The organism is Arthrobacter bambusae (assembly GCF_022606295.1).
GTDB classification, from domain to species: Bacteria; Actinomycetota; Actinomycetes; order Actinomycetales; family Micrococcaceae; genus Arthrobacter; species Arthrobacter bambusae_A.
In genome coordinates this window covers 66,220-92,717 of sequence record NZ_JAHHZS010000007.1, presented here as the reverse complement: position 1 = coordinate 92,717, position 26,498 = coordinate 66,220, and the positions used below count along the sequence as shown (strand labels likewise).

General features: G+C 62.5%; 23 protein-coding genes. 7 read left to right on the top strand and 16 right to left on the bottom strand.

Annotated elements, in window-relative coordinates; all coding sequences use genetic code 11:
- Positions 1-28: 28 nt before the first annotated feature.
- From KNN17_RS06890 to KNN17_RS06865, 6 genes are all read right to left on the bottom strand, one after another.
- Positions 29-844 (bottom strand): MBL fold metallo-hydrolase, encoded by an 816-nt coding sequence (locus KNN17_RS06890; protein ID WP_241708056.1) that lies wholly within the window; start codon positions 842-844, stop codon positions 29-31.
- 10 nt (positions 845-854) lie between these two features.
- A complete protein-coding gene (locus tag KNN17_RS06885; RefSeq protein ID WP_241708055.1) occupies positions 855-1,679 on the bottom strand; it encodes a hypothetical protein in 825 nt (274 codons plus the stop codon).
- Positions 1,680-1,743: 64 nt separating this feature from the next.
- On the bottom strand, positions 1,744-2,805 hold the full coding sequence (locus KNN17_RS06880; RefSeq protein WP_241708054.1) for an ABC transporter permease: 1,062 nt from the start codon (positions 2,803-2,805) through the stop codon (positions 1,744-1,746).
- On the bottom strand, positions 2,802-3,614 hold the full coding sequence (locus KNN17_RS06875; protein WP_241708053.1) for an ATP-binding cassette domain-containing protein: 813 nt from the start codon (positions 3,612-3,614) through the stop codon (positions 2,802-2,804). The genes KNN17_RS06880 and KNN17_RS06875 overlap by 4 nt, the downstream gene beginning before the upstream one ends.
- Position 3,615: 1 nt before the next feature.
- Positions 3,616-4,506 (bottom strand): ABC transporter ATP-binding protein, encoded by an 891-nt coding sequence (locus tag KNN17_RS06870; RefSeq protein ID WP_241708052.1) that lies wholly within the window; start codon positions 4,504-4,506, stop codon positions 3,616-3,618.
- The gene (locus KNN17_RS06865) at positions 4,503-5,405 is read right to left on the bottom strand and encodes an ABC transporter permease (protein WP_241708051.1); all 903 of its coding nucleotides are present in this window, start codon (positions 5,403-5,405) and stop codon (positions 4,503-4,505) included. Before KNN17_RS06865 ends, KNN17_RS06870 begins: the two co-directional genes overlap by 4 nt.
- A gap of 273 nt (positions 5,406-5,678) precedes the next feature.
- Here KNN17_RS06865 and KNN17_RS06860 point away from each other — a divergent pair, with 273 nt between their 5' ends.
- From KNN17_RS06860 to KNN17_RS06840, 5 genes are all read left to right on the top strand, one after another.
- A complete protein-coding gene (locus KNN17_RS06860) occupies positions 5,679-6,656 on the top strand; it encodes a branched-chain amino acid transaminase (RefSeq protein WP_241708050.1) in 978 nt (325 codons plus the stop codon).
- A gap of 32 nt (positions 6,657-6,688) precedes the next feature.
- Positions 6,689-7,594 carry an acetamidase/formamidase family protein gene (locus KNN17_RS06855; protein ID WP_241708049.1) on the top strand — a complete coding sequence of 302 codons (906 nt, stop codon included), beginning with the start codon at positions 6,689-6,691 and terminating at the stop codon, positions 7,592-7,594.
- A gap of 33 nt (positions 7,595-7,627) precedes the next feature.
- Entirely contained in the window at positions 7,628-9,052 is a 1,425-nt protein-coding gene (locus KNN17_RS06850; RefSeq protein WP_241708048.1) for an amidohydrolase family protein, read from the top strand.
- 185 nt (positions 9,053-9,237) lie between these two features.
- Positions 9,238-10,236 (top strand): aldo/keto reductase, encoded by a 999-nt coding sequence (locus KNN17_RS06845; protein WP_241708047.1) that lies wholly within the window; start codon positions 9,238-9,240, stop codon positions 10,234-10,236.
- 153 nt (positions 10,237-10,389) lie between these two features.
- A complete protein-coding gene (locus tag KNN17_RS06840; protein WP_241708046.1) occupies positions 10,390-11,004 on the top strand; it encodes a PepSY domain-containing protein in 615 nt (204 codons plus the stop codon).
- Positions 11,005-11,551: 547 nt separating this feature from the next.
- Here the strand turns inward: KNN17_RS06840 and KNN17_RS06835 are convergent.
- From KNN17_RS06835 to KNN17_RS06825, 3 genes are read right to left on the bottom strand one after another with little or no spacing between them, the layout of a single operon-like run.
- A complete protein-coding gene (locus KNN17_RS06835) occupies positions 11,552-11,839 on the bottom strand; it encodes a YciI family protein (RefSeq protein WP_241708045.1) in 288 nt (95 codons plus the stop codon).
- Positions 11,840-11,847: 8 nt separating this feature from the next.
- Positions 11,848-12,312: an SRPBCC family protein gene (locus KNN17_RS06830; protein WP_241708044.1), complete on the bottom strand. Its 465-nt coding sequence runs from the start codon at positions 12,310-12,312 to the stop codon at positions 11,848-11,850.
- Positions 12,312-13,937, bottom strand: coding sequence for a putative bifunctional diguanylate cyclase/phosphodiesterase (locus tag KNN17_RS06825; RefSeq protein WP_241708043.1), 1,626 nt, complete (start codon positions 13,935-13,937; stop codon positions 12,312-12,314). The genes KNN17_RS06830 and KNN17_RS06825 overlap by 1 nt, the downstream gene beginning before the upstream one ends.
- A 262-nt stretch (positions 13,938-14,199) precedes the next feature.
- On the opposite strand from KNN17_RS06825, the gene KNN17_RS06820 reads away from it, so the two are divergent.
- The gene (locus KNN17_RS06820) at positions 14,200-14,823 is read left to right on the top strand and encodes a PadR family transcriptional regulator (RefSeq protein WP_241708042.1); all 624 of its coding nucleotides are present in this window, start codon (positions 14,200-14,202) and stop codon (positions 14,821-14,823) included.
- Positions 14,824-14,880: 57 nt separating this feature from the next.
- Here the strand turns inward: KNN17_RS06820 and KNN17_RS06815 are convergent, their stop codons facing one another.
- Genes KNN17_RS06815 through KNN17_RS06785 form a run of 7 tightly spaced genes read right to left on the bottom strand, consistent with a single transcriptional unit; the run spans position 14,881 to position 23,885 of the window.
- Complete coding sequence (locus tag KNN17_RS06815) at positions 14,881-15,420, bottom strand: hypothetical protein (RefSeq protein WP_241708041.1); 540 nt, start codon at positions 15,418-15,420, stop codon at positions 14,881-14,883.
- A 28-nt stretch (positions 15,421-15,448) separates the two neighbouring features.
- Positions 15,449-17,329, bottom strand: a complete 1,881-nt coding sequence (locus KNN17_RS06810; RefSeq protein ID WP_241708040.1) for a glycoside hydrolase family 3 protein — start codon at positions 17,327-17,329, stop codon at positions 15,449-15,451.
- A gap of 31 nt (positions 17,330-17,360) precedes the next feature.
- Complete coding sequence (locus tag KNN17_RS06805; RefSeq protein ID WP_241708039.1) at positions 17,361-19,277, bottom strand: ABC transporter ATP-binding protein; 1,917 nt, start codon at positions 19,275-19,277, stop codon at positions 17,361-17,363.
- A 1-nt stretch (position 19,278) separates the two neighbouring features.
- Positions 19,279-20,184 (bottom strand): ABC transporter permease, encoded by a 906-nt coding sequence (locus tag KNN17_RS06800; RefSeq protein WP_241708038.1) that lies wholly within the window; start codon positions 20,182-20,184, stop codon positions 19,279-19,281.
- The gene (locus KNN17_RS06795) at positions 20,184-21,176 is read right to left on the bottom strand and encodes an ABC transporter permease (protein WP_241708037.1); all 993 of its coding nucleotides are present in this window, start codon (positions 21,174-21,176) and stop codon (positions 20,184-20,186) included. The genes KNN17_RS06800 and KNN17_RS06795 overlap by 1 nt, the downstream gene beginning before the upstream one ends.
- Positions 21,177-21,191: 15 nt before the next feature.
- A complete protein-coding gene (locus KNN17_RS06790) occupies positions 21,192-22,850 on the bottom strand; it encodes an ABC transporter substrate-binding protein (RefSeq protein ID WP_241708036.1) in 1,659 nt (552 codons plus the stop codon).
- Positions 22,851-22,886: 36 nt separating this feature from the next.
- Positions 22,887-23,885 (bottom strand): LacI family DNA-binding transcriptional regulator, encoded by a 999-nt coding sequence (locus KNN17_RS06785; protein ID WP_241708035.1) that lies wholly within the window; start codon positions 23,883-23,885, stop codon positions 22,887-22,889.
- Positions 23,886-24,003: 118 nt separating this feature from the next.
- On the opposite strand from KNN17_RS06785, the gene KNN17_RS06780 reads away from it, so the two are divergent.
- Positions 24,004-26,496, top strand: coding sequence for a beta-galactosidase (locus tag KNN17_RS06780; protein WP_241708034.1), 2,493 nt, complete (start codon positions 24,004-24,006; stop codon positions 26,494-26,496).
- Positions 26,497-26,498: the final 2 nt, after the last annotated feature.

Below are 26,498 nucleotides of genomic sequence, written 5' to 3'. Positions count from 1 at the left end.
GTAGTGCGCTGCTGATGTGGGCAGTGGATTAGTAACGGTAGGCGTGCTTGTGGCCGGCCCGGATGATGGGCGCCACCTCCGGAATATTGGTGATCACGTTGCCGTGGGTGGGCGCTACGATCTTGACCCCAAGGTCGTCCATCAGCTTGCCGACACGGTCGTAAACCTGGTCGGCGTCATTGGCGAATCTGGCCCAGTACAACGCGCTGCCGGTAAAGAAGGCCGCGTTCTCGACCGCGATGGGTGCCGAGAGTTCATCTGTTGTCAGGCCACATTCGCCGGGGAGGTGCACCGGATCCTCATCATCGAGTTCCGGGCGGTGCATGTAGCAAAAGCCGTCGGCCGTGAAGAGCACGCCCGACTTCGGGACGAAGCCCCATTGGGTATTCGGCAGGTCCCTGATCATGGCCTCAACGATCACGAACTCGTATCCGCCGCCGAGATCTACCTTGTCCCCGGGAACCCGGGCGTGAAGGTTGGGCACGATCTGCGGGTAGAAGAGGTGGTAGTCCCGGATGTCGCCGACAACCATGATGTCGGGGTACTTCTCGACGAGGCGGGGAAGGTTTCCCGTGTGCGGAAGCTCCGGATGGGTCGGGAACACGTAGGTCAGCGGCTTGTCCCCCAGCAAACCGTCGAGGGTTTCCGAAATGATGTTCCAGCTGGAGGGGTTGCCCGTGTCAATGAGGATCGACGACTCGGTCCCCTGCGCGAGGTACGTGGAGGTGTGCCCGTGGATTACGCGGTCCTGGAGGTGGAACGGCAGGCAGGAACTCATCCAGGTGACGCCGTCGGCTACCTCACGCGGAAGGTCGCGGCTCATAGTTTCTACTAGTTCTTCCATGGGAATCCTCCTAAGCCTTTTCCGGTGCCAATGCGGCGAGCATGAAATCGAGGTGCCGGCGGACGAGTTCACGCCCGCGGATGACGCAACCGCGGGAAGGGGCGATCGTCTCGGGGTCCAGGGTCTCGAACTTGTCGGCGAGCCATTCCCGGAGCGGCTCGCATGTGGCCCGCGGGATCCACTCATATTTCGCGTAGAGGTGCTCGGCGACTTGCTCGGCGGTGGTGGTGTCTTGGGTGATCGAGCCAATGATGCGGGAACCGTCCGGACTCGCCATGGTGCCATGGGTGAAGGTGTCTGAGGTGAAGATTGTTCCGGTATTCGCGTCCCAACCCCAGAAGGTCGGGAGGAGCCGCAGGAGGGGCGATTCGATGGTCAAGCGACGTCCCGGCGCCACCTCGATCTCCGGAGTGCGGGCCATGGAATCTCCGCCCTCCCCCTTCTGGTCGATCTGCTGCCGACGGCCCCTGAGTGCGAGCCGGCTGAGGTCATCGAAGGCATCGAAGGGGTTGATGGCACCGCCGGTGAAGAGCCGCTCGATGTCGAATTTTCCGGCAATGGGTTCCAGGTTCGAAACGCAGTCCATCTCGCTCCGCGTGAAGAACATGGAGAGCCGGCCGTCGTCGTCGAGCAACTCCACCAGGTCATCGAGGATTTCCTGGCTGTGGACTGCGAGCCCGGTGTCGACCAGCAACCGGCCGGAGCCCTCGCTGAGGAGATAGCAATTCGACGGCTGGAAGCCGGTTGCTCCGGCCGGTACCCAGCTCACGCGGCCGTCAAGCGGAATGGTTCCACCGAGGGCGATAACTTTATCTTCATGAACTTTAGTGAACATATCTTCAATCTATTGAAGTCGGGAGATGTCTGTCAAGACTTCTCGGGAGGTGGCTAAGCGATTACTAGGAGATGGCTGCCGGTGTTTCGGCCAAGCGCTTCTGACGGCGTCCGGCCACGGCTTTGCTGCGAGTGCGGGGATCCAGAAGGGTGATCAAGGCATCGAGAAGGACGTAGCCAAGCAAGCTTGTGGATCCCATGATGAGGACGAAGCCTTGAATGACGGGCACGTCGCCTTTGAGCACACCGTCGAGTGACCAACCGCCCACTCCAGGCCAGGAAAAAACACTTTCGACAATGGCCGCCCCACTAAGAGACGCGGCGAAAAGAAGTACCAAGTAAGTCATGAGTGACCCGCGGATGTCGCTGAGGGCATATCGGAAGACCTGGGCAGGACGCAGTCCGCAGGCCCTCGCGAACTCGATTTGAGGTGATTGGAGCACCTGCAAGAGCCCTGAGCGCACTGTCTTTCCGAACGGGGCGGCGAAGAACAAGCCCATCGTCACGATGGGAAGGACGGCGCGGCCAAGTATGGACGAAAATGTTCCCCACTGGCCGGCAATTATCGCGTCGACAGGGATTGATCCTGTGACGTGCGGCGGAGTGATTTGCGTACTTGAGAGCATCCCGATCGGCGCGGGCGCGATCCGCAGCTGTTGATAGAAAACAAACAACAACACGAGCGCCAGCACGAATTCCGGCATGGCCATAAGGATGGATATCCAGAAGGTGAAGGCCTTGTCGGCAAAGCGCCGGTAGCGATAGGCCGCGAACGTTCCACTCGCCATGCCGATGATCAGGGCCAGGACGAGTCCCGGGACCAAATAGACCAAGGTATTGGGGAGCCGGGTCAGGATTTCACTGGATACCGAACTGCCCGTGAAGAGGGAATGGCCAAGGTCGCCGCTCAGGGTCCTGGACATATAGCCGAGATAGCGGTCCCAGAAGGGCAGGTCCAGTCCAAGTTCCGCGTGGATGCGTGCGACGTCTGCCGGAGTTGCGTATTCACCCAAAAGGGCCACCGCCGGGTCTCCGGGAAGAAGGGATACGAGGCCAAAACTGAGGGTGATGAGGCCACACAGCAGTAAGGCCGCAAGCAGGAGCCTTGAAATGATGTAGCGGATCATGAAGTCTGTCCCTGGGAATTCGTAGTGCCAACGGCGGCGGAATAGGGAACCACAGGCAACGCGGCGGAAATGAGCGATTGCGTGTAGGGGTGCTGCGGGGCGATCAAGACGTCCCGGGTGGGGCCGACTTCGACGATTTTCCCGCGATGCATGACAGCCACCGTGGAACAGAAATGCCGCACGGTTTCGATGTCATGCGAAATGAATACATAGGTGAGGCCCCGGGAAGCCCTGAGTCGCGCGAGGGTACGCAGGATCGAGGCCCGGATGGTCAGGTCCAGCGAGGACGTTGGCTCGTCAAGGACCACCAGACTGGGATTCGTGACCAAGGCGCGTGCGATTCCTACGCGCTGTTGCTGCCCTCCGCTCAGGTTCGCCGGGCGCCGGTCCATGAAATCGGCCGAGAGTCCGACTTCTTCCAAGGTCGCCAGGACCCGCAAGCGCCGCTCGGCACGATCGCCCATCCGGGCGACAATGAGCGGCTCCTCGACGATTTGCCGGATCGTCAGGCGCGGATTCAATGAGGCGAAGGGTTCCTGGAAGACGATCTGCCAATGGCGCCGCTTCCGGCGGAGTTCGCCCCGGCCGAGGGCCAACACGTCCTGCCCCTCGATGACGACCGATCCGGAATCCGGTTCGGTCAGTCTCAGGATGAGTCGGCCAAGCGTCGACTTGCCGGAACCACTTTCGCCGATGATGCCGAGCGTCTCGCCGGCTTCCACGGACAGGGTAATTCCATCCACGGCACGGGCTTCTCCATGGGGAGTGCGGAAAATTTTCGTAAGTTCCACGAGTTCAAGGAGCGGCATCTCACGACCTCCGGGCTTCGGACAATTGGGCCTCCGAGGGGTCCGGCGTTTCCGGTTCGGCCGAGTCCGGGCCACCGGCGCTCTCCGGAACGTATTGCATCTCGTCTTCGGGGCGCACCACGGAGTTGAGCAGGGAGATCGTGTAAGGATGCTGCGGACGGACGAAAACGTCGTCAACGAGTCCTTGTTCCACGATGTTTCCTCGATACATGACAAGGACGCGGTTGCAGTAGGAGGCCACCACCCCGAGGTCATGGGTCACGATCAGCATCGAGCGGCCGCTCCCGACCGTCAGGCGGCGAAGGGTATCCAGGACCTGGCGCTGGACGGTGAGGTCGAGCGCCGTCGTCGGCTCGTCGGCGATCACGAGCTGCGGGTTGAGGTAGAGGGCCATGGCGATGACGACGCGCTGCGCCATGCCGCCGCTCAGTTCGTGCGCGTAGCCGCGCATGACGCGTTCCGGATCGCGGACGCCGGTCGATTCCAACAGCTGCAATGCGCGGCTGCGCTCGGAGGCATCCACCTTCACTCCGTGCGCCTTGGCGATATGGGCAAACTGCTTTTCGATGCGGGTCACCGGGTTGAGGGCGCTGAACGGATTCTGGGCGATGAATCCGATCTCCTTGCCCCTGATTCGACGCATTTCCCTTTCGGGCAGGTCCAGCAGGCTGCGTCCGGAGAAGTCAATGTTGCCCGCAGACACCTTGCCCGGCGGCATCAACAGCTTCGTGATGGAACGGACCACAGTCGATTTGCCAGAGCCGGATTCGCCGACGATCCCGACAATCTCGTTGTCCTGCACCTCAAAGGAAACGCCATGCAACGCCCGGACCACACCCCGGGGAGTATGGAACTCGGCTTCGAGTTCCCGGACTTGGAGGGTCTTGTTCATCGGGTGTGCTCCACTCGTTCCATCTTGTCCTCAATGGCACCGGCGATGATGTTGAGCGAGCCGATGACCAGGAGGAGGGCCAGCGCCGGAAAGGCGACTGCCCACCACTGACCCCGGATGAGCATGCTCACGCCGTCTTCGATCATCGCGCCCCAACTTGGCTGGGGCGGCTTGACCCCGACGCCGAGGAAGTTCAAGGCGGCAATCGTGCTCAGGGCGCCGGCCGTGGTCAGCGTGGCCTGCACGAGGATCACACCGTAGGCGTTCCTGAAGATGTGGTTGAAGGCAACGCGGATGGGCGAGCACCCGATGGCCACCGCTGCCTCTACGTACCGTGACGAGCGGAGCGAAATCGCCGCAGCGCGGGACAAGCGGACAAAGCGCGGAGCCGCAACAAGGGCGATGGCGAGGATGACGTCGGTGGCTCCGCCGCCCATGAGCTGGATGGACACCACGGCAATCACGATGATGGGGAGGGCTGCGAAGGCGTCGACTACGCGCATTATCGCCTCGCCCGCCACGCCGGTAGTAGCGAAGAGGCCCAATGGAACGCCGATGACAAGGGCAATGGCCGTCGCCGCCAGCGAAATGGGAAGGTCGAGCCTCGCCGATTCAATCGTCCGGGAGAACACATCCATGCCGTTGCCGTCCGTGCCGAACCAATGAACGGAGTTGGGAGCCAGGGCCATGGATTCCACGTCCGGTTGCAGCGGGTTTTGGGGAAGGTGCAGAAAAATCGCCGCAAGCGGGAGCGCCACAATGATCCCCGCGGCGACGACGGCGAGGACCATCCCTGATCGCTTGTACGCCCAGGCCCTGCCTTGCTTGGCCCAGCTCGACGCACGTCCGCCCAGGGACGTCACCGGAGTCCGGGACTCGGCTGTCGTAGTTTCACTCAATTGGCACTCGATCCGGTTGACGGGTGTAGGTGAAGGCCTTCTTTTGACTGGCGCATCCAGGGCTCCAGCCACTCGACATCATGCCGAGAATTTGCATATCGAAGTTTCATCACTTTATTGAAGTCTTTGATTGTGTGTCAATGGTCACTGTTGACAGGATCATCAAGCGTCTTCATTATGGTGACAACGCCAACAGTAAGATGAAGACGGATGGCAAACTTGGTGTGAAGCCGAGCCACTGATCTGTTTTCCGAACACGTTTTGGAGACAACAATGACCAATCTGAGCGAATCCGCAACTGTGACCGACACCAAGGAACCCGCCTTCGAGCCCAGCGTTCGCTACCTGCTCCGTGACGGCGAACTGGTGGAATACGCAGATGCCAAGCTCCATGTCCTGAGCACCACGTTGAAGTACGGCGTCGGCGTCTTCGAAGGGTTCCGCGCCTATTGGAGTGATGAGGACCAGCAGCTCTACGCCTTCCGGGTGGCCGACCACATGCGCCGCTTGATTGACTCGATGCGGGTAGTGGAAATCGACGGGCCGCGCGACATTGGCGTCTTGGGTGAACAATTGCTCGGTCTGGTGCGTGCGAACGGGCTGCGCGGGAACCTCCACATGCGCGCACAAGTATTCGTCGACTCGAGCGATGGCAAGCCGGAGGACACCGGTCCCGTTAGCGTCTTCATGGCGGCCATCCCCATGGGCAACTATTTCGGGGCCAGCGGACTGGATGTTCAGATCAGCAGTTGGGCCCGTTTGTCCGATCGCTCCATGCCGCCCCGGGTCAAATCGATCGCCAATTACCAAAACGGACGCCTTGCCATGCTGGAGGCCCGGCGCAACGGGTACGACGCAGCCCTTCTGTTGACCGAGGACGGCCACGTTGCCGAAGGTGCCGGCTACAACGTGTTCATGGTCCGCCAAGGCCGGTTGTGCACTCCCCCGGCAACGGACAGCATCCTGGAGGGGATCACCCGGGACAGCGTCCTGCATCTGGCACGCAACGTCCTCGGCGTCGAGGTCGACATCCGGGCGATCGACCGGACGGAACTCTACTCGGCCGACGAAATCTTCGTGTGCGGCAGCGCCGCCGAAATCAACCATGTCTCGTCCGTGGACCGCACGCCGATCGGCGACGGTAGTGCCGGCGAACTCACCCGGAAACTGCAGCACGCCTACCGGCAGGCCGTCGTCGGACGCGCAGCCGCCGATCAAAAGTGGGCACAGCCCGTCTACCCCACCGCATAGCTTCATCCACCGCCTCAAACGAAAGGGGCACCATGCTGAACATGCTCCACGCAAGCCATGAATCGGCGGCGGGATCCTTTGACCGCGACGCCGCCCCCGTGATTGAAGTCGGCCAGGGCGAGCAGTTCTCCCTCGGGGCCAGGAGCCTGCTGACCGGCGGCCTTTTCGAGAGCACCGGGGAGTACGAGAAATTGTCCATCCCCGTGACCGGGCCGGTCGCGGTGCGAGGCGTCAACCCCGGGGACACGCTCCGCATTGACGTCCACGAGATCCGGATAGCGGACCGGGGTGCCATGGTCACGCTTCCCGGGCGCGGCGGTTTCACCGGCGGACTGGGGCGGTCCGGCCGGGTTGTCGACATTGCGGACGGGAGTGTCCGGTTCGACGACGACATCCGGATTCCCATCCGCCCGATGATCGGCAAGATCGGTGTTGCACCTGCGGAGGATAATCCCAACTCCAGCACCGTCGGATCGCACGGCGGCAACATGGACTGCAAGGACGTCACCGCCGGTTCCGCCGTGATCCTGCCCGTGCAGAGCGCCAACGCTTTGCTCTATGCCGGCGACCTTCATGCGGTACAGGGCGACGGCGAGTGCTCCCTTACCGCCGTCGAGGTCGAGGGCAGCGTTGTCCTCTCCTGCCACGTCTTGCCCGGGGTCGCCGTCAAACGGCCGGTGGTCTTGTCCGGGGGTTCCGTCATCACGATCGGCGACGGGGAGACGCTCGACGACGCCGCGCGGCTGGCGCTCGACGACATGCTCGAACTCCTGCAGGCGGACCGGAAGTGGACGCGTGAGAAGACAGCGATGCTGATGAGCGCAGCCGCAGATGTTTCCGTGTCCCAGCTCGTCAATGCACGCGCCTCGGTCAAAGTCTCCCTCGCCGCCAGCTACTTCACGTCCGCTCCGTTTTCCCTGAACGCTCACCACTCCTGAACCGTTACCAACTTTGAAAGGCGCGACCCCCTGATGCTTGATCTCGTTCTCTCCAACGGCCTGGTCGTTACCCCGTCCGGCGCCAAAACCCTGGACATCGGCATTGCGGGGGGAAAGATTGTGTCCCTCCGCGAGACCGGCCTCGGCCCCACCGAGGTAGGAATACGTACAGTCGATCTCCGGGGCCAATTGGTTGTCCCCGGCGGCGTGGATCCGCATGTCCACACCAACTCCGTCCTCCCGACGGCGGCCGAAAGTGGAATCAAGTGTTTTGGCCCCGACCGGGTGAGCGAAGGTGCCATCTACGGCGGCACCACCACCCTGGTGGACTTCGCGCACTGGCAGCCCGGCGATGAGCTCTCGGAGTCCTTCGCCCGCAAATCGGCGGAGTGGGCCGGGTCGAGCTACACCGATTACGCCCTGCACGGCACGTTCAAGGAGCCGGAAATTCCGTTCGAAGTACTTGAACAGATTCCCGACGCCGTCGCGGCCGGCCATGGAAGCTACAAGGTCTGGATGACCAACACCACCCCGACGCGCCCCAAGCAGAAGACGGACCTCGGCAATATGTGGGGACTCATGCAACAAACCGCCCAGGCCGGGGCGATGCTGGCGGTGCACGCCGAGGACGACGACATCGTCATGTACGCCTACAAGCAATTGCAGCGCGAAGGCAGGATCGGGCTGGAGAACATGCACCACGCCCATAACAACCTCTCGGAAAAGTTGTCCTTCCAGCGGGTCATCACGCTCGCCGAGCACGTCGGAGCGCCCATCTACCTCATGCACGTCAGCGCCCGCGAGGGCGTGGACGCCATCCGCGAGGCACGCGGCCGGGGTCAGGCGGTCTACGGCGAGATCCTCCCGCACTACGCGTACTTCACGGCCGAGGACTACAAACAGAAGAACGGCGCGATCTATCACACCTACCCGTCGTTGAAATCGGAGACCGACCGCGATTCCATGTGGGAATCGCTGCTCGAGGGCTCGCTCAGCACCCTGGCGACAGACGGAGTGTGCACCGACCTCGAAGTGAAGACCCGCGGCAAGACCATTCTTGACGCCACCGGCGGCCATGCCGGCGTCGAGATGCGCATGGCTGTCGCGTACACCGAAGGGGTGGCCAAACGCGGGCTTGATCTGAACCGCTTTGTTGACATCACCTCCGCCAACGCGGCGAAGATCCTCGGACTGTACCCGCAGAAGGGCGTGATCGCGGTGGGCAGTGATGCCGACTTGGCGGTCCTGGACACCACAGTGAAGCGGGCCATCCACGCCGAAGACCTGCACGAGGCCGACTACACGCCGTGGGACGGTTACGAAGTGGCGGCTTGGCCCAGCATGACGGTCCTCCGAGGGCAGGTCATGGTTGAAAACCGGGAACTGAAGGCGGAAGCCGGCGGCTCGCTGCTCAAGCAGCATGTCTCGAGCGACGTCCGGAACCGGCCGGCCTGCTGACATCCAGCGCCCGGCGGCGGCAGCTCACCCGAGCGCCCGACGGCGGCGGCCCGCCGTCGTCGGGAACTCACCTCCGAGAGAGGTACTGGCAGGGACTCCCTGCCGTGCCGAGCTATCCCTAGTGTTGACGGCAAAGCTGGATCTTGCTTCACGACGCAGGGATTCACAACTCGGAGGGACGAACGATGGAAAAGCGCACCTTGGGCACCCATGGCTTGGAGGTCTCCGCCGTCGGGCTGGGCTGCATGAGCATGACCGGTGGGTACAGCGACAAGCCGGACCGGCAGGAAATGATCTCGCTGATCCGCGCCGCAGTGGATCGGGGCGTGACCTTCTTCGACACTGCCGAAATTTATGGCCCGTACGCCAACGAAGAGCTCGTCGGCGAAGCCCTCGCCCCGTACAAGGGCCAAGTAGTTATCGCTACCAAGTTCGGTTGGGACATCGATGCCGCCGAACGCAAGCCGAGCGGGCGCGTGAGCAGCCGCCCCGAGGTCATCAAGGACGTCGTGGACGGTTCATTGCGCCGTCTCGGCGTCGACGCGATCGACCTTTACTACCAGCACCGGGTGGATCCCGACGTTCCCATCGAAGACGTCGCGGGTGCGGTCAAGGAGCTGATCGAGGCCGGCAAGGTGAAGCACTTCGGTATGTCCGAAGCGTCTGCGGGAACAATCCGCCGGGCGCATGCCGTCCAGCCCGTCAGCGCCGTCCAAAGCGAATACTCCCTCTGGTGGCGCCGGCCCGAGGAGGAAGTGCTGGCCGCGTGCGAGGAACTGGGCATTGGTTTTGTCCCCTATAGCCCTCTCGGCAAGGGCTTCCTGACCGGAACCATTACCGCGGACACCAGCTTCGATGCGGGCAACGACATCCGCAGCACCATCCCCCGGTTCGCGCCGGAAGCGCTGCAGCACAATGCCGCCGTCGTCGAACTGCTTGCGAACATCGCGGAACGCAAGGGGGCCACGCCCGGCCAGATCGCCTTGGCCTGGCTCCTGGCCCAGAAGCCCTGGATCGTCCCGATTCCCGGCACCCGAAAACTGCACCGCCTGGAGGAAAACATCGGTGCCGCCGCCGTCGAACTGTCCGCTGCGGAACTGGGCGAGATCGAGGACGCTGCCTCCAAGATCCAGGTGCAGGGCGGCCGCTACAGCGACGCGGCAGAACGGATGACCAACCTTTAGGTGTTCGCGCGGTGCCACGCTCCCGGATCCTGTGAGCCAGGCGGAATTGTCACAGTTCAGGCACAGCACAGGTAAAGAGGCGCCAAAGTGTGGGGTTCGAGGATGGGATACAGCTTCGAACCCCTCGGAGTTGAACCTCTAAGGAGCAACATCGTGAACAAAGTCCGGAAAATCGCAGTGGGCGCCGCACTCATTGGCGCGGTCGCAGGCGGCGGAGCCCTCACCGCCATGGCCCTGCCCGCGAACGCAGCAACCACCGACACGTCGACCGCCAGCCCGTCCGCGCCCGCCACGAACGGCGGCAACCACGGAAACGAAACGGACCTGACGGGTGACACCGCCACCAAGGTGAAGGCCGCTGTCCTGGCCGCCAACTCCGGCGCCACGGTGGAGAACATGACCACCGAAGACGACGGCAGCGCCGCCTACGAAGCCCACATCACCAAGTCCGACGGCACGCACGCCACCGTCAAACTCGACGCCAGCTTCAAGGTCACCGCAACCGAAACCGGCGGCCCGGGCGGCGGGAAGGGCGGCCACGGCAACCACGGAAACGAAACCGACCTCACGGGTGACACCGCCACCAAGGTGAAGACCGCTGTCCTGGCCGCCAACTCCGGCGCCACGGTGGAGAACATGACCACCGAAGACGACGGCAGCGCCGCCTACGAAGCCCACATCACCAAGTCCGACGGCACGCATGCCACCGTCAAACTCGACGCCAGCTTCAAGGTCACCGCCACCGAAACCGGCGGCCCCGGCCACTAACCCCAAACCGACCGAGGACTGTGGGCGGATACGGTACCCTGCCGCATCCGCCCACTTGTTCGTTCCCGCTCCGGCCGCGCAGCCCGGGTCCGCTCGCCGGCGTCGATCTCCGACTGAGCGCGGTGAGGGTAGGACCGCCAGTCCTAGGAAAAGCAGGGAGCGGCTCAGCTGCTGACATCGTCTTCCGGAGCGTTTAGCGTCTTTAACAGAACCTTGAACGACGGCGGTTCCGCCTTTGAGTATTCGGGTTTCTTCCAGCCGCTAACTGATTCACCAGTTCAGGGCTCCGCGCTTAGATGAGAAGAAGATGACAATGGAATTTTCGTTGATGATGGCTTGCGCAGTCATCAGCATCGTGAACAACGACAGCCGCAGTGCTTTGCCTGGGGCGCCTGTTGTGCCGGCACGCCCGGCCGGACGCCTGAGGCTGACCCGGCTGCGGGGTTGGATCGCGACCGCTTTACACCGTGCCGCATGGTGCATCGAGCCCCGGGTGCAGCCTGTCTTGGAGACGTGCCGGTGAGGTGCGCGGAAGGGTGTCCGAATGTCAGGCAGAGTCCTGCGGTCCGAACGTTAGCGCGTTCCACTCCCGGATCTCGCTGGGAACCGCAAGTCCTTCAAGAACGAAGGGATCGCCTGCAATGAACTCCTCCGCCCTTTCCCTGCTGGTGAAGATGCCCATCGAACCGTTCACGGCGGGATTGTCGAAGGTCCCGATACCGATCAGGCCGCCCTCAGCGGCGAAGGCCTGAAAGTATGCGGCGTGACGGGGGTAGACGGCTTGGAGCCCCGGAAACGCCGAAGGATCCGAGCTGTAGAAAACGACGAATTGCATTGTTTGCCTTAGCTGTTGGATTCGGTGCTGTCGAGTTCGGCGAGGGTCTGGCCCAGGCGCGGGAGCACGTGGTTGCGCCATCCGCCGCTCATGATGCGGTGCGATGCCACGTGCGTCGGTTCGCTGGGATCGAAGCCGTCGTGGACGAGGGACAGGCGAGTGCCCGTGTCCTCAGCGGCAATTGACCAGGTCACTGTGCTGTCGAGGTTGTTTCCGGAGTGTGCGTCCCGCCATGAAATCCGCAGCACCTTCTCCGTTTCCACGTCAAGGACTTCGCTGGCCACCAAGCCGCTGAAACCCACTGCCGGAACGGGAATCCCGCGCATGTGGAACTTGTGCCCCACGATCGCCTGGAAGTCATTTTCCATCAACCAGCGGGCGATCAGCTCCGGTTCCGTCAGGGCCCGCCAAATCGTGGCAGGCGCGTGCGGCAGGAATTCTTCGACCTCGATGGTTGTCAGTTGTTCACTCATCAGTTGTCCTCTATCTTGTTCGTGACCATGCTAAATTCCGCGGGAGCCATCGGCCGGGCGATCAAATAACCCTGCGCAGTGTCGCAGCCCAGGTCCCGCAGAATGTTCAATTGCTCCTGGCGTTCCACTCCTTCGGCGGTGACCCGGACCCCCATGGCGTTGACCGTTTGAATCAGCCCTCGGACAATGATCGCAGTGTGCGGATCGCTATCTATGTCCCTGATGAACGCTTTGTCGATTTTCAGCGTAGTCAGCGGAAGGACCCGAAGCATGGCCAAGGACGAATAGGCGCTCCCGTAATCGTCCAAGGCGACGCCAAGGCCCATATCCATCAGTTCACGCAGCTGCGATGCCACCGAGGGGACGTCCACTATCGCTGTCCCCTCGGTGATCTCGATTTCCAGCATTCGGGCAGGAATTCCGTGCCGGTTCACGGCTGCCTGGATCTCGGACGGAAGCGTCCCGCCCGCGAACTGGACCGGGGAGACGTTCACGGCGATGTTCCGTGGTGTGCCCGCGTCAATCCAGGAGCGGGACTGGGCGCAGGCCTCGTCCAGTACCCAAGCCCCGATCCTATGGATATCCCCGGTGTGTTCTGCGAGCGGGATGAACTCATCCGGAGCGATCGGACCGATCTCCGGATCGTTCCAACGCAAGAGCGCTTCGACGCCGGCGTCCTCCCCGGTCGCAAGATCCAGGACTGGCTGGTAGTGGAGAGTCAGGGCCGAATCCTCAACGGCAGAGGAAAGCCGACGCCGGATGTGCGCCTGGCGCGCGAATGGAGCCGGTTCCTGGCACGGGCCGATGCGGCCGATGCGCCGCTTGCCCTCTTGCTTGGCCCGGAGCATCGCACCGTCGGCGTGCCGGAGCAGGACTTCGGGACCGGCGAGCATGTCCTCCGCGATGATGTCGACTCCGAGCGCCAGGCCGATGGTCGCACTGATATGCAGTTCGCACCCATCGAGCAGGAAAGACCCTTCGAGGCTGTCCAGGATGCGGGTCGCGACCGCAAAAGCGGCGTCCTCGTCGACGTCGGCGAGGAGGACAGCGAACTCGTCGCCGCCCAGGCGCATCAGGGATCCGCGGCTTCCGACGCTGCGTGCCAGGCGCCGGGCGAACTCGGTGAGCGCGGCGTCACCGGTGCGGTGGCCGTAGGTGTCGTTGACGGACTTGAAGTCGTCAAGGTCGATGAACAGCATGCCGACGCCGGGCAGTCCCGCGCTAGCACCGATGTCAGGGCAATGCTCTTCGAGCATCCTCCGGTTGGGCAACCCTGTCAGCGGGTCGTGAAGCGAGGCGTGGCGGAACTGCGCGGAAACGGCGGCGAAGATGTCCGATACCGTGACAATCCGGGGGCCCGTGGCGCTCAGAACCAACAGATCCTGGTACCGCTCGTACTCCGGCCGCTCCAGGACGGCTTGCGCGGCGGACTGCAGGTCAAGCTCGGCAGCCATGGACGAGCCCGCTGCAGGCAAGAGTTCCGAAGCCGTCCGTCTCGTATTCAGTGCCCGCCCGTAACCGAGCCGGCCGGTCAGCTTGAACTCCAGGTGGTCCCGGGTGAGCAGACCGAACGATTCTCCCTGTTCCACCACGACTGCCCTCAATCCGCGGTCATTCCGGAACATGGCGTCAATCTCCGTGGCCGACACGGTAGATGGCACAACGAGGGCCGCCACCCCCAGGTCCCCTAAACAGGACGGGAGCGGACGCAAGAGGGAAGGTACGGGGCTACCGCCTTTCGAACACACGATCTTCTTCTTACCACCCGGACATGAACCTGCTTGACGGACTCTTGTTTAACGACAGTCAGCGATATATCGTTAAGTATCGCAGAACAAACTGCGGCCCTCCGGGGCACCTGCACAACACCGAAAGGACGATGCCGTTATGAAAGGCATTCACGACAACAAGCACACAGATTGCGGTCCGGACATGGAACGCTTCGGACGCGGCCGGAGCCGTCGCGGACCCCACGGTCACGGAGGATTCGGACCCGGCCGCGGGTTTGGGCCGGGGCGCGGTTTCGGACCGGGATTCGGGCCGGGGATTGGACCAGGCTTTGGTCCCGGCGGCCCGCGCCGGGCCAATAAGGGCGACGTTCGTTTCGCGATCCTCTCCCTGCTGGCCGAAGCGCCATCCAATGGATATGGCCTCATCAAGACAATTGCCGAGAAGACATCCGGATCGTGGCGCCCCAGCCCGGGTTCGGTCTATCCGACGCTGCAGCAGCTCGTTGACGAGGAGCTCATTGCACCCGTCGGCGAAGGCCGGCGGACAGAGTTCACACTGACCGATGCCGGTAAGGCATATGTAGCGGAGCATTCCGAGGAGCTGGAAAATGCGTGGAACACCGATCCGGAGGGATCAGGACCCGCGTTTCACCAGAGCGTCGCAAAGCTCATGGGGGTCATCCACCAATTCCGCTTCGCCGCAACAGACGAGCAGCGCACGGCGGCCATGGAAAAGATCGACGAAGCCCGGCGAGCGCTCTACCACATCCTCGCCGACTAGCACCGATTGGGCTGCCAGGATGGCAGATCACGGCAGTGTCCGGACTGCGGACTGCCGTCAGATGCCCTCTCGGCGCCCAGCCGCGGTGGATGTGACGCCGTGCCGTGTCCAGGACCAGACCTGCGGGCCGGCAGTCAGGCTCCCGGAGAAGTATCCGATATTGAGGCAACTCGGACTGCTTCCCGCGGTCCACCGTTGAAAGATTGCCGTGTAGCGGGCCTCGCTTCCTTCGACGTGGATTTGAAGATTGTGAAAAACATGGACACTTCGAAGGTGGACAGGCGGCGCCAGAACCCGGTAGAGCTCCTTGAGGTCAGCTGGCGCATCGGACGGAAAGGCGCCGTTGAGCGAGGTTGGAGTCCCCCCGAGGAGCTCCAAAAATGCGTCCTCGTCTCCTCCATCGAGTGCGGCGCAGAACGACGCAAGGCAGTTCTCGACGTGGTGTCGGACCGTCGCTTCGTGATGTGCACCCAACTCCATGCCGTACATCCGGCCGCGCGCGGGAGGCGCGAAAATGCCGAGGTCCGTCGAAACGGGACTTGACTGGGCGGCCTTGCGGACCGGATGCGCCGACAGGCCGCTTACGCTCGTGTGCATCGTACGGCGAGACCCACGGGCCGGGCCATCATGCCTTCACCTGGAGGTCGCGAACCGGCAGGGCCAGTCCGTGGTCGAAGGCAAACAGCGGTACGCCGGTGTCTCCGGGAACGTCCGGTCGCGACGTCCTGACACCGTCCATGGAAGCGGGGATCTCGAAGGGAAGCCTCCCCCGGGCCGGGATGACGCCGGTGATTGCATCAACGAATGCCTTGTCCGAGACTCCGAAGGTGCCGGTCAGGGCGGCTGCGATGTCGACGAGGGGGGTCAGGATCGCGGGGCGGTCCAGCGCGACATCGATGATCAGGGGGACCTTTTGGGCGAGTGTGCGCAGGCGGTGGATGAGTCCTGGGGGAAATTCCAGCGATCCGGCATGGAACCACGCTTCGAGGAAAAGATCATCGCGATGATCCCAGGGAGCGTGGAGCCGGACGATGGCCACATCGGCTGATTCTGGATCAGTGACAGGGGTGGCGAATCCCTCCAGACTGGCAGGGTTCATCCCTTCCAGATAGATGTTCAGTCCCGGGCGCATGGGGAGGGACTGGCCGTTCCCGGTGGATTGATTGGTCAGGATTGTCACCGACTGGGCCTGTGCGTTGTGCCCTTCCTGCTGGAACCGCGGGTTCCCGACTGTTTCGGCGGCGGCATCCTCGTCCACGTAGGGGTTGTCGAAGAGTCCCAATCGGAACTTCACCAGCAAGAGCCTTCGGACCGACTCGTCGAGACGCCCTTCATCGACGAGCCCTTCCCGGACAAGATCGATGAGCAGCCCGGTGCATTCCTCCCCGCCGAACTGGTCGACGCCGGCGTTGAGGATCTTGAGCATGCGTTGCGGTGCCGTGAGGTGCTCCACGCCCCAGGCACGCGCGGGCAGTACCTGATCCCCCACGATGTTGTCGTTGACGAGTTCCCAGTCGCTGAGGACCACGCCGTCGTAGCCGAGCTTTTCCCTGAGGAGGCCCGTGATGATTTGCTTGTTGTATCCGAAGCCCACTTCTTCGACGGGTTCGCCGTCGATTTCGAGGCCCACCGGCATGCCGTAATAGGGCATGATCGCGCTGGTGTTGTGGGCGATCGCGGTCTTGAACGGTTCCAGGTGTTCCCCGAAACGGCCGCCGGTGTATGTCTGTTCGCGGCCGTAGGGGAAGTGAGCGTCCTCGCCGTCTTTCTGCGGTCCTCCGCCGGGAAAGTGCTTGGTGGTGCATGCAACAGAGTCCGCGGAAAGTTTTCCGCCTTGGAGCCCTTCGAGATAGGCCGTCGCGAAGTCCGAAGTCCGTTGCCAGTCCTGTCCAAAGGTTCCGGCCTGCCGCGCCCATCGCGGTTCCGTGGAGAGGTCGACGGTCGGGTGCAGCGCGGCCCGAATGCCGACGGCGGTGTATTCCTGCCGCGCTATGTCGGCGAAGCGCCGGATTAGCGCCCGGTCACCCGTGGCGGCCAGTCCGATTGGTTCGGGCCATTGCGAGAAATGGTTGGCTTTGAAGGACACGCCGGAGTTTTCGATGAAGGCGTGGCGGGGGTCCGTGGAGATGGTGACCGGGATACCGTGGGGGTTTCCTTCCGCGAGCTTCTGGAGAGCGTTGCTCCAGCGCGCGGCTTCCCTCGGAGTTCCGAGGGCATGAACGTTGAAGTGGTTCATTTTCTTGTCGAGGATCACGACGCTCGTGGCGGATTTGCTGATGTTGCCTGGCCGTTCAAGGAGTGTGCCTTCGGGGCCGGTCTCGATCACTGTGTGGAACATGAGGCCGGCCTTCTCTTCGAGGCTGAGCCTTGGTATCAGGTCCGCCACGCGCTCTTCAGCGCTGAGGTGCGGGTTCTCGAAGGGGTCCATGACCCCGTTGCCGTTCAGGTCCCGGAACTTTGTTCCGTCAGGGGCGGTGAGGGTCTGCAGGCCGGTGGTGGGAATCATAAGTTGATGGCTTTCTGTTGAATTTCAGGCGCTAGGCCCGGGCAGAAGTACTTGAGGCTGCGGGAATCGAAGGGACGTTTCGACGGGATTGCCAGGGATTCGGGATCGAGGACAGGAGCAATTTGGTGTAGTCATGGCGGGTCTGGGTGAGCACTTGGTTCGTGCTGCCCGTCTCGACGATCTTCCCTTCGTGGAGGACGAGTATTTCGTCCGCGATCAATCGTGCGCTGAGCAGGTCATGGGTGATGTAGAGCATGGCGATGCCGTTGGAACGTGTGAGTTCGTTGAGGACCTGGAGGATCTCGGCACGAATGGACACATCGAGCATGGAAATGGGTTCGTCGGCGACGATAATCTCAGGCTGCGCGGCCAGGGCTCGTGCGATGACCACCCGCTGTCTTTGGCCGCCGGAGAGCTCGTGGGGCAGCCGGTCACGATATTCGCTAGGCGGTGTCAGTCCGACTTGGCCCAGAATCCTGTCCACCTCCTCACGCACTTCGCTCCCCCGAAGTTTTCTGTGATTCACGAGGGGCCGGGAGATGGCGTAGCCAACGGAGGAAGCCGGGTTGAGCGCCTGGAACGGGTCCTGGAAAATCAGCTGGACTTTGCTCCGGTAGTTCCGGAGGGTCCGACGCTTCAGCGACCCGACATCCACGCCGGCAACGGTGACCGTTCCCGAACTGGGCTTTTCAACGCCAGTGAGAATCCGCCCGATAGTGGTCTTGCCCGATCCGCTTTGTCCAACAAGGGCCGTCACCGAGCCTTTCCTGAGCTCGAAACCGACGCCTATTACAGCGTGGTTCTCGGTGTGTTTCAGGCCCTTGCGCGTCGAGTAGGTCTTGTTCAGGTCCTCGACCCTGCAGACCACTTCGCCGGCGCCAAGAGCTGCGTGATGGACGTCGATCTGTTGGCCGACCTCGTCGAAGATCGTCGGTGCGGGCAATGGATCACTGGTTTCGGATCCGAAGAGCACGCATTTGATGGAGCGGTGTCCCGCCGGGGAGTCGATTTCCGCCGTCGGAATCTTTGGTTCCCGGCACTCCTGCGTGGCCAGGCCGCACCGGTCCGCAAAAGCACAACCGACCGGAACCGAGTCAAGGCTCGGCGGGCGGCCCGGTATGTATCGGATATTGATCTCCGCGTCGCGAGGGTCGGCGTAGGAACCGAGCAGCCCGATCGTGTAGGGATGGGCCACTCCGGACAACGCATCGGCTGCCGGGGAATTTTCGACAACCTCCCCGGCATACATGATCATCACCCGGTCGGCCATTTCCATAACCGTGCCCAGGTCGTGGCTGATGAAGAGCACAGCAAATTTCATGCTCTCCTGCAAGGTCTTCAGCCTGGACAAGATTGACTTCTGGACCACGACGTCCAGCCCCGTGGTGGGTTCGTCGAAGACGATAAGGTCCGGGGACAGGAGCACGGACATCGCCAAAGCGACGCGTTGCTTCATTCCGCCGGAGAGCTGGTGGGGATAGAAGTCGAGGTATTTGTGGTCGATGCTCACCAAGTCGAGGGATTTTTCAACCGTCATCTCCCGTTTCGCGCCAGAGGCACCACGGTGGGCGGCAAAGACGTCCTCCATCTGGGCACGCACAGTCATCACCGGGTTCAAAGACGCCATGGAGGACTGGAAGACGGTCGAGATTTCAGACCACCGCAGGATCCGCAGGTCTTCCGCCGGAATGGTGAAAAGGTTCCTGCCTCTGTACAGCAGCTCTCCGGAAGTAACCCTCGCTGTGGGAGTGAGGAGATTCAGAATGGCGTTGCCAAGGGTGGATTTGCCTGATCCGGATTCGCCAAGGAGACCAACGAATTCGCCAGGACGGATCTCGAACCCGACATTGCGGATGACCTGGCGGTCATCCCGGTACTTGGAGACAAAGGAAATATTCAGATCCTTGACGGTCAGGATCGGTTCATCAATGCTGTTCGCGGCGGGCATCTTATTCCTCACGCAATTGCGGGTTCGATAGCGCGTCAATGCCGAAGTTGATCAGCGTGAGCGCGGTGATGAGCAAGGACAGGGCAAGGCCGGGGGCAAGGAGCCAGGCCCATTGCCCGGTCAACATGGCCCCGTTCGAGTTTGCCCAGTAGGACATGCTCCCCCAGCTCACCGTGGACGGGTCGCCCAAGCCAAGGAAGGACAACCCCGCCTCGGCGCCAATCGCCCCGATGGCAGCGCCCATGAATCCAGCCACCACCAGCGAGACCATGTTGGGCACGAGTTCGCGGAAGACGATGCGCCACAGCCCGTCGCCGGAAAACCGTGCCGCTGTCACGAAGTCCTGGCTTCGCAACAGCAGGACCTGGGCGCGCTTCATCCGGGCGCCCCAGGCCCAACCTGTCAGGGCGATCACGAAGATGATCAGGGACAGGCCGTGAACCGGTGAATAGGCTGCGATGGTCACCATGAGCGGCAGGGCAGGGACCACGAGCGCCAGGTTGATGGAGAAGCTCAGGATCTCATCCACGACCCCTTGGAGCAGGCCTGCGACCAGGCCGATGACCAACGCGATCAGTGTGACCACGACGCCTGCCAACAACCCGACAATCAAGGAAACTTGGGCGCCGTACACCAGTTGGGAAAAGATGTCCTGGCCCAGGTTGGTGGTACCCAGGAGGTAGGCGCCACCTGGCTGCAAACCAGGGGGCAGAGTCGAGTCTTTAGGGTTGAACGGGGCTATCACGGGAGCACAGACGGCCACCGCCACGAACAGCGCCAGAATGACGATTCCGGTTCGCGCTTTGCCGTTTGACCAGACGACCTGCCAGCCGTTGCGGCGTTTGACGGTTTTCGCCGGCCGGTCGGGGGGAGTTTCCCTGGGGACCAGGGTTTCTACTTCGGTCATTATGAACTCTGCCTCCTAACGCGGGGGTCAAGGACACCGACGAGCACGTCAGCCAGGAAGTTGGCCAGCAGGACCGCCACTGTAGTGATGAGGAAAATCGCCTGAAGCAACGGGAAATCCCTGTTGCCTATGGCGTCGTACATGAGTTTTCCCATCCCGGGATAGGAGAAGATCTGCTCAACGATCAAGGTGCCGCCGAAGACGCCGCCGAGGGAAATGGCAAAGCCGGTGAAGTTGGGCAGCAGGGCGATCCTGGCCGCGTAGGTCCAGGCGACGCGCCGTTCCTTGAGGCCTTTCGCGACGGCGAGGCGGGTGTAGTCGCTTCCGAGCGATTGCACCATGTTGTTGCGCATACCCAGGATCCATCCGATGGAGCCGGTGATCAGCAGTGCAAGCGCCGGCAGTACCGCGTGGTAGGCAAGGTCGGCAACGAAGCCACTGGAGAATGCGGGGACGATTTCTCCGCTGTAGGCGCCGCCTTCGGGGAACCAGTGAAGCGTGTTCGCCAAGACGTAAATCAGCATCAGCGCGATCCAGAAGAACGGCAGGGTGCTCAGGAACGTGGACCCCAAGGAAATGAATGAGTCGATTTTGGTATTGCGCCGCCAGGCGGCCCAGGCCCCAAGGCCTGTGCCCGCAACGAACGCGATGATTTGGGTGACTCCCACCAGGGTCAAGGTATAGGGAAGCGCCTCGGCAATCATGTGTGTCACCGAGTATGGAAAGTATCCGTAGCTCAGGCCGAAATTTCCGTGCACCAGCGCGTTCAGATAGTCCCAGTATTGGTTCCAGAGCGAGGTGTCGGGCACGCCAAGCATGAGGCGGATGGCGCGGATCTGTTCCGGATCGACTTGTTGGGCCTGGCCGGCAAGTTTCTGGACGATTGCTTCGGCCGGATCTCCGGGCTGCAGGCGCGGAATCAGAAAATTCAGCGTCACTGCAGCCCAGAGGGTCAGCACAAACAATCCCGTCTTACGCAGGAAGTAAAGCATCTGGATCCGATACCGCTATTTGGCCGGCGTCAGGTGCGTCAGCCAGAGCAGCTGATCTCCTGGATAGGCGTAGGGATCATCCTTGCTGGGCCAGCCCACGGCGTTGGCCGTCCGGTACTCGAACCACACGGCGCCGTACCACAGCGGGATCATCGGAACCTGGTTAACCATGATCTGTTGGATCTGGCTGACGATCTTGTGCTGGCTATCGGCATCCGGGGCGGCGGCGAGCTCGCCGAGGAGCTTGTCGGTCTGCGGGTCCTGCCAGCGGGCAAAGTTGCTGGACGCCTTCTGTCCCACGGGTGCGCTGAAGCTGCTTCCCAGCGGGAAGGCGAAATTGCGGTACATGTTGCATTCCCCGCCCTGCACGCCGAACACCATGTCATAGTTGCCGGTGGCCCGGGCATCCTCAACCACTGATGGAGCCGGAGTCTGGACGTCCACCGAGATACCAAGGTTCTTCATGTCGTTCTGCAGCAATCCGGCCGCCTGGACCCAGTCGTTCCAGCCCTGCGGGACTTTGAAGGACATGGTCAACGGTTTCCCGTCCAGGCCGAGACGGGTTCCCGAGGAATCCTTGGTGTAGCCCGCAGCGGTGAGTGCCGCGTCGGCCTTGGAAGCGTCGAAAGCGACCATACCCTTGTCTGCGACCGAAGGATCAAGCCAAGAATCCTGGATTGGAAGCTTCAGCCCCGTTTGGCTGGCCTGGGTCACATATCCCAGCTCGGCCTTGTCAATCATGGCCTTGCGGTCGATCCCGCCCGAGATCGCCTTGCGGAAGTTCACGTCGTTGAACGGCTTCTTCGTCAGGTTCATGTCCAGGGTGATCGATGATCCGGCAGGGAACCAGTACTTGTTGTGGGCCGGATCTTTCTGTACGTAAGCCTGCTCGACCTGGGGAATGAACATCGCGTTCGTGTCGTAGCCGCCGTTGGCGAGCTTGAGCTGGTCGACCTGGCCGCCGCCGTCGGCCTTGGTGTACTGGATCTGTTCGACCTTGATCTTGTCCGCCTGCCAGTAGTCGGCGTTGCGCTTCATGGTCAGCTGGCGCGGGTTGAATGTGCCCAGAACGTACGGGCCGGTTCCGATAGCGGTCCCGTTGACAAAGGTCTTCGGATCGCCGGCGGTTTCGAATATATGCTGCGGAACGATCATCTGTTCGGTGATCTGCTGCTGGAAGGGGATGCCTGAAGTGTTGAAGCTCATCACGAGGGTGTTCCCAGTGGCTTTGACGTCGGTGAGGACTTTCCAGAGCCCGAAGCTGTCGATGGCCGGGTATTTCTTCATGAGGTTGAACGTGAAGGCGGCGTCGTCCGCGGTGAAAGCCTTGCCGTCGCTCCATTTGACGTTGTCGCGGATGTCGAAAGTGAGTGTCTTGGAGTCCTGGGACCAGGTCATTTTGGTTGCCAGATCCGGTACGCTGTCGCAGTTTGCGTGGTTTGTGGTCATCAGCGATTCGAAGATGAGGTTGGTGCCGGAGAGTTTGTTGGGAGAAAAGGGATTGAAGTTGACCTGAGGGTTGGAACCTCCCCCGAAGTCACCGAAATTCAACTGGGATATCATCCCGGCGTTGCCCGACGACGTCCCGCTGTTCACGGTCTGGGTGGGGCTGCACCCCGTCAGAACCATGGCAAAACCCGTGCACATCAGGACAATCTTGGTGGTTTTTTTCATATTCTTCCTTGAATAGTCTGGCCGAACCCGTGGACGTCAACATCCACAGCTTTGGCGAATGATCAGTTCCGTAGGGAGGCACATGGATTCCATGCCGGTGCCCTGCAGGGCCGGCCGGGCGCGCTCCAACAGGATTTCCGCCGACCGCGCGCCGATGTCATGGAAAGGCTGCCGGGCCGTGGTGAGTGAAGGGGTGATCAGTGAAGCAAGCTCGATGTCATCGAACCCTGTCATCTTGAGGTCGCCAGGCACCGAGATGCCTGCAGCCGAGCAGGCCAGAAGGGCTCCGAGGGCAACTTCATCCGTGGCGCAGACGAGGCCTTCGGGGCGCCCGCCGCGATCCAGAATTGCCCGCATGGCCTTGAAGCCGCCCGCCTCGGTGAGACTGCACGGTTCAGCGGGGCGCCGAACCTCCACCTGGGCCTCGGCAAGGGCATCCTGGAACCCTTGGAGTCGCTGTTGGACATCCGGCGATTGGGCCGCTTCGCCCAGGAAGAGCAGGTCACGCAGGCCGTGCTCCCCGAGCAGATGCCTCGTCAGGCCCCGGGCTGCTTCGAAGTTGGTGACGTTGACGCTGTGAGTGGCTGCGTCGGGGTTTCCGGCAACGCGAACAATCGGCATCCGGTCCGCGATGGTCGACACGATGCCATCTCCGGCGAATGAGCCGAAGACGCACATGCCATCCACCCTTGTTGACAGATCCTTCAGCTGCGTCTGGAAGCGGTCTGGGTCCTGGGCGACGAGGACGTGGAACGTTATCCCGGTCCCAGCAAGTGTGGCTTCGAAGCCCTTGAGCAGGCCGGCGAACAAGGCGCCGCCCAGGCCCGGAAGCACCAGCGCGAAGGCGTTGTGACGCTTCAGCGCCAAGGCCTGGCCCAGCCGGCTGGGCTCGTAGCCCAAGCTCGTCAGGGCGGCGTTGACCCGGTTGAGTGTGTCCTCGGAAACCTTGGCATTTCCGGAAGTTACCCGTGACACTGTGGCCACTGACACCCCGGCCCTGCGTGCTACGTCACGGATCGTGATCGACGGCGTCATGACAACCCCCTTTCAAAATGTGATCTGCGTCTCTAGTATGTAACCGGTTACATGACTATAAAGCGAACTTGGCATCCTGCCAAGGGGCAATCCGGCAACGTGAGGAACCAGTGATTTGATGACTGTTGAATTTGTTCGCCAACAGGTGGTGATCGACGGCAGGCCCACGCTGGTCATCGCCGGGGAAGTCCACTACTTCCGGCTGGAGCGGAGTGAATGGCGTAGACGGCTGGAGCAGCTGGCGGCAGCCGGCGCCAACGCGGTCGCCACGTACATTCCCTGGCTTGTCCATGAACTTCCCGATGGAACCATCGATGTCGAAGGCACTTCGGCGGAGTGGCGAGATGTCGGGGCTTTCCTGGACACGGCCCGGGAAGTGGGTTTGTATGCCATTCCCCGGCCCGGCCCGTTCATCATGGCAGAGCTGAAAAACGAAGGCATTCCCTACAGGCTCTACGGCATCGAGGGAACCCGTGCCCGCAGCTGGGGAGGGGCGGAAAATCCGACCCGGACCCTGGACTATTCCTCGCCGGAATTCCTGGCCGAAGTGGAGGGCTGGTTCGCTGCCATCGTCCCGGTACTGTCCGCAAGGCATATCGACCGGGGCGGCAATGTCATCGCCGTCCAGCTGGACAACGAAATCGGCATGCTCAGCTGGGTGTCCAACTCCCCGGATCTTTCCCCCGCCGTGGCACGCGAATTCGCGGCATGGCTGGCATCGCAATACGGGACCGCCGAGTTGGCCGAACGGTACCCCCTGCTTCCCTTGGACCCTGCTGCCGCCGCAGCACATCTGCAGAGAGGCGGGGGCGGGGCAGGAGGCGCCTCGGACCCGGCCTCGGAGCATCGGCTGGCGCTTGACCTGGCGCGGTTTTCGCGGCATCGCTTTCGAGCCTACTCCCGGGTTCTCGTCGGCCTCGCGGAGAAGCACGGCTGCACCGGCTTGCCCTTCCTGATCAACATCCACGGCACATCAGCGGGCCGTGGCCGCACCTACCCCATCGGTATTTCCCAGCTCCTGGGGACCTGGGCCGGCGAGGAGTCCATCCTGGCGGGCTCGGACATGTACCTGGGTGAGCTGACCACGGGAAACCTTCCGGACTTCGTCACCGGAAACCTCTTTGCGCACGCCACCCAGCCCGCCAACCAGCCCTTGGCGGCGCTTGAATTCGAAACCGGGAGCAGCGACTACGGAGAGGACCTGGCCAACCAGACCTCCCCGAACGCCACCGATCTCAAGACCCGTCTTGCTGTGGCCCTCGGCAACCGGATGCTGAACTACTACTTGTTCGCGGGCGGCCGCAACAAGCCTCTGGAAGCGCCGGTCGGTGACGGCAACAACCGGGTCGCCTTCACCGGAGAACGGCACGGCTTCGCCGCGCCCCTCACGCCTGAAGGCGAAACGACGCCCCACTACTTCGCCATCCAGGATGCCGCGCGGACGCTCCGGGCCTACGAGCGCTGGATCTGCACCAGCCGACCCAGGCGCACAGGGCTAAGCCTGGGATTCATTCCAGACCAGTACCTCACCGAATATCTTGTCCCAGGAGACGACTACGGCAAGAAGATCCGGGAGGACCACGAACGCTACCGGGGCATGGGGCCTCGGGACATCCTCGCCCGTGCCATGTCGCTGTCCTCACTGGATTTCAATGCGGTGAACCTCTCGTCGCTTTCCGAACTCGGCGCGGCGAATCCTGCAGGCGAAATACCGGAATCGACCACCACCCTGATGGTCGCGAGCGGTCACTATATGGCCGCCGATGTCCAGTCCAGGCTTGGAGAGTTTGTCCTTAGTGGAGGGAAATTGCTTGTCGCCGGGGTGCTGCCGACCCACGACCTGGACGGCGCCCCCTGCACTGCCCTCTCCGATGCCTTGGGCATCGGGATCAGCGGCGAGGTGGGGGCCCACCGGATCGATGGTTTCGGGATGACCACCGACTATTACCCGTCCGTCAAGATCGTCGACGGCACGGGACTGCCCTCCCGGGCGGAAGTCCGGGTGGGTTCGGCGCAGCTCTACGATGCCGAGGGGTCCACAACCCTATTGAGGGAGGTCCAGACCGGAGAACCTTGCGCCGTCGAGGTCGCCGTCGGACGGGGACGGGCAATTGTGTGGGGAGCGGACTATCCCTGCGACCTTGAGGTCCATCGGGAACTTTTCCGGCGCCTGGACGCCACGGCAAGGGTGCACTTTTCAGAGTCCGCCCCGGGCCTGATCGCCTACACACAGGTGTCGGACGCGGATCAGTCCGAATTGCTGAACATTTTCAACCTTGCAAGCTATCCGGTCACCACCACCGTGGCCGTGGACGAGCAGCCGGCGTTTGGCGGCGCGAAGATCCGCCTCCCTGCCCGGAGCGGCTTGCTCCTCGGCCGCAACCTGGACCTCGGCAACGGCCGCAGGCTTTTGTGGTCCAGCGCCGAGCTCGTCGGCACGTCCGCCGCTGAACTCACCTTCCGCCTGCACGACGGCGACAACCTTGCGTGCTTGGAACAAGACGGTGTCCGTTCGATCGTCGAACTCGACGCACAGGCGGGGTCGCGGCCGCTGGAGGACCGGAGCCGGTTCGCCACCATTCAACTCCCCGTGCAAGAAAGGAAACACTGACC

Bases quoted from the DNA above. Each gene is read 5' to 3' on its own strand.
- KNN17_RS06880 (WP_241708054.1), bottom strand. From the start codon at position 2,805: ATGATCCGCTACATCATTTCAAGGCTCCTGCTTGCGGCCTTACTGCTG.
- KNN17_RS06845 (WP_241708047.1), top strand. From the start codon at position 9,238: ATGGAAAAGCGCACCTTGGGCACCCATGGCTTGGAGGTCTCCGCCGTC.
- KNN17_RS06890 (WP_241708056.1), bottom strand. From the start codon at position 844: ATGGAAGAACTAGTAGAAACTATGAGCCGCGACCTTCCGCGTGAGGTA.
- KNN17_RS06810 (WP_241708040.1), bottom strand. From the start codon at position 17,329: ATGATTCCCACCACCGGCCTGCAGACCCTCACCGCCCCTGACGGAACA.
- KNN17_RS06885 (WP_241708055.1), bottom strand. From the start codon at position 1,679: ATGTTCACTAAAGTTCATGAAGATAAAGTTATCGCCCTCGGTGGAACC.
- KNN17_RS06850 (WP_241708048.1), top strand. From the start codon at position 7,628: ATGCTTGATCTCGTTCTCTCCAACGGCCTGGTCGTTACCCCGTCCGGC.
- KNN17_RS06855 (WP_241708049.1), top strand. From the start codon at position 6,689: ATGCTGAACATGCTCCACGCAAGCCATGAATCGGCGGCGGGATCCTTT.
- KNN17_RS06805 (WP_241708039.1), bottom strand. From the start codon at position 19,277: ATGCCCGCCGCGAACAGCATTGATGAACCGATCCTGACCGTCAAGGAT.
- KNN17_RS06870 (WP_241708052.1), bottom strand. From the start codon at position 4,506: ATGAACAAGACCCTCCAAGTCCGGGAACTCGAAGCCGAGTTCCATACT.
- KNN17_RS06800 (WP_241708038.1), bottom strand. From the start codon at position 20,184: ATGACCGAAGTAGAAACCCTGGTCCCCAGGGAAACTCCCCCCGACCGG.
- KNN17_RS06785 (WP_241708035.1), bottom strand. From the start codon at position 23,885: ATGACGCCGTCGATCACGATCCGTGACGTAGCACGCAGGGCCGGGGTG.
- KNN17_RS06825 (WP_241708043.1), bottom strand. From the start codon at position 13,937: ATGTTCCGGAATGACCGCGGATTGAGGGCAGTCGTGGTGGAACAGGGA.
- KNN17_RS06835 (WP_241708045.1), bottom strand. From the start codon at position 11,839: ATGCAATTCGTCGTTTTCTACAGCTCGGATCCTTCGGCGTTTCCGGGG.
- KNN17_RS06830 (WP_241708044.1), bottom strand. From the start codon at position 12,312: ATGAGTGAACAACTGACAACCATCGAGGTCGAAGAATTCCTGCCGCAC.
- KNN17_RS06860 (WP_241708050.1), top strand. From the start codon at position 5,679: ATGACCAATCTGAGCGAATCCGCAACTGTGACCGACACCAAGGAACCC.
- KNN17_RS06820 (WP_241708042.1), top strand. From the start codon at position 14,200: ATGAAAGGCATTCACGACAACAAGCACACAGATTGCGGTCCGGACATG.
- KNN17_RS06815 (WP_241708041.1), bottom strand. From the start codon at position 15,420: ATGCACACGAGCGTAAGCGGCCTGTCGGCGCATCCGGTCCGCAAGGCC.
- KNN17_RS06795 (WP_241708037.1), bottom strand. From the start codon at position 21,176: ATGCTTTACTTCCTGCGTAAGACGGGATTGTTTGTGCTGACCCTCTGG.
- KNN17_RS06790 (WP_241708036.1), bottom strand. From the start codon at position 22,850: ATGAAAAAAACCACCAAGATTGTCCTGATGTGCACGGGTTTTGCCATG.
- KNN17_RS06875 (WP_241708053.1), bottom strand. From the start codon at position 3,614: ATGCCGCTCCTTGAACTCGTGGAACTTACGAAAATTTTCCGCACTCCC.
- KNN17_RS06780 (WP_241708034.1), top strand. From the start codon at position 24,004: ATGACTGTTGAATTTGTTCGCCAACAGGTGGTGATCGACGGCAGGCCC.